The organism is Cysteiniphilum marinum (genome assembly GCF_014857925.1).
Classification (GTDB): domain Bacteria; phylum Pseudomonadota; class Gammaproteobacteria; order Francisellales; family Francisellaceae; genus Caedibacter; species Caedibacter marinus.
In genome coordinates this window covers 1-8,531 of record NZ_JACYVZ010000055.1, presented here as the reverse complement: position 1 = coordinate 8,531, position 8,531 = coordinate 1, and the positions used below count along the sequence as shown (strand labels likewise).

The 8,531-nt window shown below is 37.2% G+C and carries 5 protein-coding genes and 1 pseudogene; 5 read left to right on the top strand and 1 reads right to left on the bottom strand.

Features of this window, described 5'->3' with window-relative positions; translation table 11 throughout:
• Window positions 1-226 precede the first annotated feature (226 nt).
• The 3 genes and pseudogenes from IE867_RS13690 to truA all read left to right on the top strand — a co-directional run bounded on the left by IE867_RS13690 (window position 227) and on the right by truA (window position 5,721).
• Window positions 227-4,723 (top strand): polymorphic toxin-type HINT domain-containing protein, encoded by a 4,497-nt coding sequence (locus IE867_RS13690; protein ID WP_192485276.1) that lies wholly within the window; start codon window positions 227-229, stop codon window positions 4,721-4,723.
• A 32-nt stretch (window positions 4,724-4,755) separates the two neighbouring features.
• Window positions 4,756-4,878 (top strand): annotated as a pseudogene (locus tag IE867_RS14740) (D-alanyl-D-alanine carboxypeptidase family protein); the annotation flags it as partial.
• Window positions 4,879-4,923: 45 nt separating this feature from the next.
• Window positions 4,924-5,721 (top strand): tRNA pseudouridine(38-40) synthase TruA, encoded by a 798-nt coding sequence (gene truA / locus IE867_RS13685; protein WP_192485275.1) that lies wholly within the window; start codon window positions 4,924-4,926, stop codon window positions 5,719-5,721.
• Here the strand turns inward: truA and coaE are convergent.
• Window positions 5,685-6,290 (bottom strand): dephospho-CoA kinase, encoded by a 606-nt coding sequence (gene coaE, locus IE867_RS13680; RefSeq protein ID WP_192485274.1) that lies wholly within the window; start codon window positions 6,288-6,290, stop codon window positions 5,685-5,687. The genes truA and coaE overlap by 37 nt on opposite strands.
• A 97-nt stretch (window positions 6,291-6,387) precedes the next feature.
• On the opposite strand from coaE, the gene pyrB reads away from it, so the two are divergent.
• Together pyrB and IE867_RS13670 are read left to right on the top strand one after the other, a co-directional pair.
• Window positions 6,388-7,323: an aspartate carbamoyltransferase gene (gene pyrB / locus IE867_RS13675; RefSeq protein ID WP_192485273.1), complete on the top strand. Its 936-nt coding sequence runs from the start codon at window positions 6,388-6,390 to the stop codon at window positions 7,321-7,323.
• A gap of 9 nt (window positions 7,324-7,332) precedes the next feature.
• Window positions 7,333-8,196, top strand: coding sequence for a class I SAM-dependent methyltransferase (locus IE867_RS13670; RefSeq protein ID WP_192485272.1), 864 nt, complete (start codon window positions 7,333-7,335; stop codon window positions 8,194-8,196).
• The last annotated feature ends 335 nt before the right edge of the window (window positions 8,197-8,531 follow it).

Genomic DNA, 8,531 nt, shown 5'->3' with positions numbered 1-8,531 from the left:
TTAGCATCTTTTTCTAGAGCTAATTTAACTGATTCATTTTTAAACTCTTGTGTGTAGCGAGATTTTGCCATTTTTCTGCTCCTCATTCTGGTGGACTTACTGTCCCAAATTGAGGGGGTACATCAATTATACAGATCCAAATGACACAGATAAGTACCTTAAGCTTGCCTCTAAAACACTGAGTTACTATAAAACAAATTATAAGCAAGACGATCAATTAAATTCTTTGACATCAGAATTTTTTTATAGACACGACGATGGTAATCAACAAATTCAGTTTGAATCAGGAACACTATCAGAAACAACTTCAACAAGAGAAAAAAAGCTAATTTCGTATCAAACACAACAGATTATAGAAACTATAGATCGTTTTGGAAATAGAACTGAGTATGAATATGATGAACTAAGTAGACCTCTCTTACTAAAAATGTCTCCGAGCACAGAATATGAAACTGAAGTGACTTTTGAGTATAAATTAGGAGATGGATCCACAACCTATAATGAGGTAATTGAAACAGATGAAGGAGGGTATAAGAAAAAAACAAAGCTTGATGGTGTTGGGCGTGTTCTAGCAAATTACGTGCAAGAAATAGATGATAGCGGAAATGCAGTTGCAGATAGCTTTAAATTAGTATCTGAGATGGTTTATGACCAATATGGTCAAGTCGTTGAGTCCACAACCTATGATACGGACATTGAAGGAAATAGTATCTCAAATACACTCATGATGAGATATGATGATAATGGACGGCTTTTGGCGAGAGTACGTGAGGATGGCCTTAGCATTGTCAATGCGTATGATGATGCAAAAAATATAGCTGTAACCTATGTGGTAAATGTGCCTGATGGTAGTGGAAAAAGTGAAATCTCCCCGGTGTATTTAGAGCATATGAAAGATGATGGTACTGTATTTAAAGAGCAAGCACTCTACTGTGAAACTGGAGTATGTACATCAAGTTCGTCTTTAAGTGTATTTATGGAGTCACAACGAGAATTTGATGGTTTTTCACAGGTTAAAAAACAAACAGATATGAACTTAAGTGAAACAGAGATATTCTACGATAAAGAAGGAAGAATCAGTTATATTCAGCGTCCAGATGGATCTCAGAAACATCATACCTATGACATTTTAAATAATGTGACTACGGTTGCTGTATCTGATGATACAGGCATCGAACCTGAGTTACTTGGAGCGCGTAGTTTTAACTATAAAGGTCTTCCTAAATGGCAAACTAGCCCGGCTGGTGACACTTACCTCGTTGACTACAATGCACAAGATTTACCCAGAAATATCACTTTACCAACTGGTGTGAAAATTAACTTTGAGTATGTACCGGAATTAAGTACACTTCATAAAAAGAAGGTATATGATAGTTCAGGAATTCTGGATACAACCTATAATGTCACCTATGAGTATGATAAAAAAACAGCTCAACCTTTAAGTATTGTTGATAATTTAGGTGAAAAGACATTTTCTTATTACCCAAATGGTTTAACAAAAGATGAAAGCTATGAACTTTACTCAGAAGACGTCATAGCAACTAGTAGATATTCATATTCGTTGAGAAAGCAACTACTAGAATATGAAGATATTATGGGGAATCTTTTAGTTGTACACTATAATCAGTATGATCAGATAACGTCACTAGATTATAGAGGTATTACCAATTATATTACTTATGAATATGACGATTTTTCAAGGCTCTCAAAAGAAACAAGGTATGGTGGGATCGAGATTGATTATGAATATAATTTTGGAGGGCTAATAAGCTCGATCATTCATACGTTAAATGATACTCAAATAAATGAAATACTATATGAATATCAATCTGTAAATAAGAATGGTAAAACTCTTTACACACCTAATATTTCTAAGCGAACTCACACAGACATAAATGGAAATACTTCGATCGAAGTCTTTGGTTTAGATGAAATGAATCGCTTAAATGACTACCAATGTACATCCAACTCAGCTCAGTCAAGATGCCCTAAAGATGAACACGGAAATATAATTAAGAGTCTTATTTATTCCTTTGATAAACACAGTAATATTAGCAATATATCCACAGAATATATCGATAGCAAAGGAGATATTCAAACTCGTACAATAACCTTTGAATTTGATGATGTAGACCCTGTTTTACTTATAAGCTATAGGGATGATAAAGGATTTCAAAGCAGTCAGATATTGTACGATGCAAACCGAAGTATTACGTCCGATGCAGACGGAAGCAGTTTAAGCTATGATCTTTTAGGGCGTTTGATAGGATATAACAACAATGATAATGAAAACCCTAGCATTACTTCGTATGGTTATAATGCTTTGGATCAACAGATATCACAAACATTAAATGGCGGAAATCCATTATATTTCTACTATTCGGGTAATAGAAAAACTAACCAAGCGTTAAATGGCGAAATTGAATCCTTCCTTCCTGGAATCGGTAAAATAACTCAATATACTACAACAAAGGAGTTTATCAATGAGTGTTCCTATCTCTCTGATCATGCCAATGTGATAAATGAACTCTGCAAAATTAATGGGAGTAGTTACGAAATTATTTCTAACCGAAGCTATGCACCTTATGGTGATATAACGGAACAAGCAATTGGGCTTGACAACGTCACACCTTTTGTTAGTAGTATTGTGAACCAATCTTTTATGGGATTTCATAATCAGTTAACTGAATCAAGCACAAATTTTCAACATTACGGTCATGGATATCGACAGTATGCAACCACAGCTGGCGCCCCTAGATTTAAACAGTATGATATCAAAGCTTCTCCATTTGGTCCGGGGGGAGCTAATGGTCAGATTGCCTTTGATAATACCCATATGAAGGGAGATCCTAATGGTGATGTACCAATTCCGCTTTTGGTAGCCGCTGGAATTGGCTTGGTTACTGGTATTATGAGTGCAACTACATTTGCAGTTCAGGAAGTAAATAAAGATGGTGCGATAAATGCAGACGATATTGGAATAATGCTTGGAAAGATTGTTGGTGGCACACTCCTTGGAGCAGCTACTTATGGTGTAGGCACAGTTGCGGCCAAGACAGCTGCTAAAGCGACAGCAAAAGCAACAACCAAGGTGGCAAAAACTGGTGCTAAGATAGCTACAAAGACTGCAAGCTATGCCTTAGATGGTATGATGGCAGCGGCTGGCTCAGTAATTACGAGTGCTGCAACAGAGCAAGAAATCACGGCAACCTCTGTCTTAACAAGTTTTGCTGTTGGGGGAGGAGTGGGAGCTACCTTTGATGGTATGAACCTTGCAATGAAGAAGATGAAATCTGCAGTTGCAAAACCGATGGCTTCGCCAAAGCAGACGATGTGTTTTACTGGTGAAACCTCTGTATTAGTAATGGATAATAAAGACGGCAAACGCCACAAAGCAATCCAAGACATTAAGGTAGGTGATTTGGTTGTAACGGGTATTTTGAGTAATACAGAGCTAGATTTTGATGCGTCGATCCTTGAATCGAAGCAAGGAGATAGCCTGCCCTCTAAAGAGAATACAAGGTATATTTTAAATGCAAACGTACTTACCAAAAGCGCGCCATTTGAAAATAACAGCGAACCTCATAACACTAAGGCTTCTCAAGATCTAAATTCAACCTCAATGGTAGAGAGTAAAAAAGACTTACCTGTCACGGAAGGTTTAAAAGTAATACATTTAACGTATTCTGATAAAATTAATGGTGAAGATTTTCCAGCAAGTATAGAACTCATACGGCCATACTTCTGGCTTAAAGAGCACGGTGACAAGAAAGTAGGAGATTTTATTCGAATTTCAATGCCAGAATTAGGAGTAGAAAATGTCAAAGCTATGATAAGCAGTATCCATAGCCTTAATAAAACTCTAGTAGGATATAAGAAAGAGGATGGGAAAAGTATGGTAACTGGGAAATTCGTCAGATATACAGATGATGTCAGAGTCTATCGTTTTATAAACGATGATGGAACTTCAGAGGTGATTAACGCGACTCCAAACCATCCATTCTATGTGCTCAATAAGAAAGCATTTGTCCCAATTGGAGACATTTCAGCTCAAGATACTTTAATTTCTCAAACTGGTAAAAAAGTTAAGCTCTTTTGCCAAAATGAGAAAGTAAGTAAATGTGGAACACCTTATAATAGTACGCGACCAGTTAAGGTTTATAATCTGGAGGTAGAAAACACAAATGTCTATTATGTAGGAAAGCAGACGAACATACTGGTTCATAATACTTGTGAAGCGGGACTTAGAGGAGGTGATGTCACTTTACAAGCGATAGGTACCGCGCTTAATTTTGTCTCTCAAAAAAGTGTCTCTGGAATTACTCCTAAACGACACAAGCGGTTGAAACATGCACGTAAGGTGTCAAATATGGTCTCATACATAAGCTCTGCTAGTGCATTTGCTACCTCATCTCTCTATTTTGCAAATGTCATAGTTGCTGAGCAAAACGATGGGGAGGGATTTATCAGTCCAGAACTTGCTTATGCATTGATGGGAGTGGGAGTAGCAACTCTTGGGGTAGGTGTTGGAAGCAAAGCTTTAGAGAAACACTCTTTACATGATGGCAAGAAAGGAGGGTACGGTTTTTCCCCAGATTTGGATGAGGATGGCTTACCAGAATTGACAAGCGTTAGCTATAGCAACAGTACATCTCCAAGGGGAGCTTCTTACCCAGATGCAATGGATATTACAGGTTATACAGAAGCAGAGACAAGGCTTTGACTATATATACCCACTTTATATGGCATCTAACTACTGTAGCCTTTAAATGGTTATCAAAGCATGCCCATGAGTTCTAATTCACTTTAAGCTATCCACGAGACAATGTGTACGGGTTTATTTATGAACCTTGGCATTGGTGTTATAAAACATCTTAAGTTGTGCTATGATCAGCGACCTCATTGAATATTGATGTTTAGAATATGTTAAGACATTATGCGTTGGTACTTGAATATGCGGGCACCAATTACTGTGGTTGGCAGCGCCAAAATCATAGTGATAGTGTACAAGAGCGTTTGGAAAAAGCATTATCCATTATTGCCAATGAACCGATTGAAGTGGTCTGTGCGGGTAGAACGGATACTGGTGTACATGCCATGGCACAAGTGATAAATTTTTCAACCTCAGCAATCAGACAAGAAAAGGCATGGGTGTTGGGTGTTAATGCGCATTTGCCCAATGATATTAATGTCTTCGCTGTCTATGAGGTTGATGAGAGATTTAGTGCGCGCTTTAGTGCATTATATCGACGCTATCAATATGTGATCTATCAGAATAAAACCTCCAGTGCATTATGGCATGAGCGAGTAACTTGGGTTAATCAGTCATTGGATATAAGCAAGATGAATGCAGCTTGTACCTATTTGCTCGGTGAGCAGGATTTTGGCTCTTTTCGTTCATCACAATGCCAATCGGTAAGTGCCAAGCGCAATATCCATCATGCGTACTTTATCAAGCATGGTCAGTTTATTATTTTTGATATTCAAGGAAATGCCTTTTTGCATCATATGGTTAGAAATATCGTCGGATCAATGCTAGAGGTGGGTTTAGGCAAAAAGTCACCCGATTGGATCAACGCATTGATAGGTGTAAAAGATCGCACACAAGCAGGTGTTACGGCACCCCCTCAAGGTTTGTATTTAATTGAGGTAGGTTATCCACGAGCATTAGATGTTATTGCCTGTCAAGAAGTGCCGTTTAAGAATAATAATATGCTGTGATGAATAGCATTAATTTGTGGTATAAGATCAGAAATATCACCATCGTTTTTAATTATAAAGTCACTAAATGTGTGGCGTTCATCATCACTAATCTGGCTTTGAATCATCAATAAAGCTTGTGACTTTGTTTGGTTATCACGCGCTGTAATGCGATCAAGCTTGGTGTCCATAGATGCGCATATCGAGATAATTTTCTCAAGATAAGGGTAGTTAGTAAGTGTTGCCGTTGTCAAAAGTGGAATATCTATGATCGTATAGATGGATTGGCTTTTTGAGAGTTTTAATTCAATCTGCTGACGGATAATCGGGTGCATGAGATCGTTTAACCAAGTGCGTGCTGATGTGTCTTGACTGATAATACTGCGTAAGACTTTTCTATCAATCATACCGTTAGTCATCACTATATCGCCAAACTCATTAATAATGGCTTCAATAACTTCAGGTAAGAGGATAACGTCTCTAGCGACTTGATCCGCACAGATAATATCAATGTTATAAAGCTCATGAAAAAGATTAGCGACTGTTGTTTTACCGCTACCAATACCGCCAGTCAATGCAACGGGAAACATGTTTTAATATACCTTGTTATTTTTTCTTGATAGGATAGCGCTGTTTACCTGATATGCATAGAGTAATTAAAGTAATTAACACCTTAGGGGACATAATATGCTTGAAACGATATTATCTACAGCCAATAACACAACAAAACACCTTGTCAGTATCAAAGATTTAAAACGGGATGATTTTGATCGACTGATGAAACTTGCGCATGATGCTGAGCATGGCAAACTCATAAATAGTTTTAATGACAAGGTTATTGCCAGCTGCTTTTTTGAGGCTTCAACACGTACGCGCTTATCCTTTGAAGCAGCGATTCATCGCTTAGGTGCTAAAGTCATTGGTTTTGCGAATGCGCATAATACCTCTTTTGGTAAGAAAGGCGAGAGCTTAAGCGATACTATCCAAATGCTTAATGGTTATGCTGATGCGATTGTTATGCGTCATTTTGAATCAGGCAGCGCCCAAATTGCAGCAGATATTTCACATATCCCTGTAGTGAATGCCGGAGACGGTGCTAATGAACATCCTTCGCAAACCTTGCTTGACTTATTTACGATAGAGCAAAAATTTGGACAGATTGATGGTATTAAAATTGCGATGATTGGTGACTTACGTTATGGTCGTACTGTGCATTCATTAAGCTATGCGTTATTAAAATATCGTGACATTACGATTTATTATGTGGCACCAAAGGCATTGCAAATTCCAGAAGAAATCTTAACTCAACTTAAAAATAAAAACATTAGGGTACATTGCGTTGAAAGTTTAGCTGATGTGATTGGTGTGGTTGATGTATTGTATATGACGCGTTTGCAAAAAGAACGTTTCCCTGAAGAAGATGGGCATACAATGGATTATGTGCTTACGGCGGATATGTTGGTCAATAGCGCACATGATGATTTGATTGTGATGCATCCACTGCCGCGAGTGCAAGAGATTTGCAACTCAGTTGATGCAACTCAATACGCGTGGTATTTCCAGCAGGCTAAAAATGGCGTATTTATGCGTCAAGCGATCCTTTATAATTTGTTAAAGGTATGATTTTCAATCATGCAGCAAGTTGATAATAACGCTTCCCGAGATCCTAAACTCCAAAATTGGGATGAATTGGATTTACCTAAAAGCTGGGTTGATGAGTTAAATTTCAAATCACCAATGGCTTGGCTTACCTTAATCAAAGCAGTTTTTTATCCAAAAAATAGATCTGTGCGTTTAGATGAAAAACTATTACAGGCAATGCCTATTCCTAAGTATGTTTTACAGGAGTTTCATAATATTCCTTGTGGAAATTATTCTAAGCTTTTAACCCGTGGTTATATCAAAGGCTTTGATATTGCGATGCTTAATCAAGTTGATCCCATACGCAAAAAAATAGCACATTATTTAAAAGACTGTCACGCGGTGCTAGATATCGGTTGTGGTGGTGGCAAAACTACCAACGTGATTTATCAACAAGGTGTTCACGATATTTGGGGGGTTGATCCAAGTCCCTATTTATTAAAGCATGCTGCGTTAGACTACCCACACATAAAGTTTATTCAAGGTGTAGCTGAGGCATTGCCATTTGCTGATGAGCGCTTTGATGGGTTAAGTGCGTGCTATGTGTTACATGAAATTCCACCAAGATATATCAAACAACTTATCGCAGAAGCTTCACGTATACTTAAAAAGGGTGGGATATTTGTCATTGCTGAACCATCACCGGTGCAATATCAAGATAGAACATGGCAATTATGTAAAAGCCATGGGGTGAAAGGTGTTTATTTTAAATTATTAGCACGCAAATTAAATGAACCCTTTGTTAAAGCGTTTCATCAGCTGGATTTACATCAATTATTTATTGAAGCAGGATTTGATGTATTAGAGGATCAAAAAGAGATGCCACATCGGTTTATTTGTGTTAGGAAATTATAAAGATTGCTATTTTTTACTGTCTAATTTTGAAGCTAAGAAGTTTAAAGCATTTGCAACATTAAATGCTTGAATTTCATTGTAAATATAGATTTTATATAGTGCACGATTTGATGTGTTAATGATGTTGATAATGAAATAACTATTTTTCTTGTAAAGTTCAACTTTAGAGATTGAAGTATAGTAAATACGTTTATGTTTCTCATATGTCTATTGAACGACAATTATCTTTGCCGGTTAACGACAACTACAATTGCCGCTTAAACCACCCTAATTTAGCATGGTTTTATCTTCAGTTACAATATTAATATTTTGCTTATTATCTGTTCTTGCTTTTT

Bases quoted from the DNA above. Each gene is read 5' to 3' on its own strand.
- truA (WP_192485275.1), top strand. From the start codon at position 4,924: ATGTTAAGACATTATGCGTTGGTACTTGAATATGCGGGCACCAATTAC.
- IE867_RS13670 (WP_192485272.1), top strand. From the start codon at position 7,333: ATGCAGCAAGTTGATAATAACGCTTCCCGAGATCCTAAACTCCAAAAT.
- pyrB (WP_192485273.1), top strand. From the start codon at position 6,388: ATGCTTGAAACGATATTATCTACAGCCAATAACACAACAAAACACCTT.
- coaE (WP_192485274.1), bottom strand. From the start codon at position 6,290: ATGTTTCCCGTTGCATTGACTGGCGGTATTGGTAGCGGTAAAACAACA.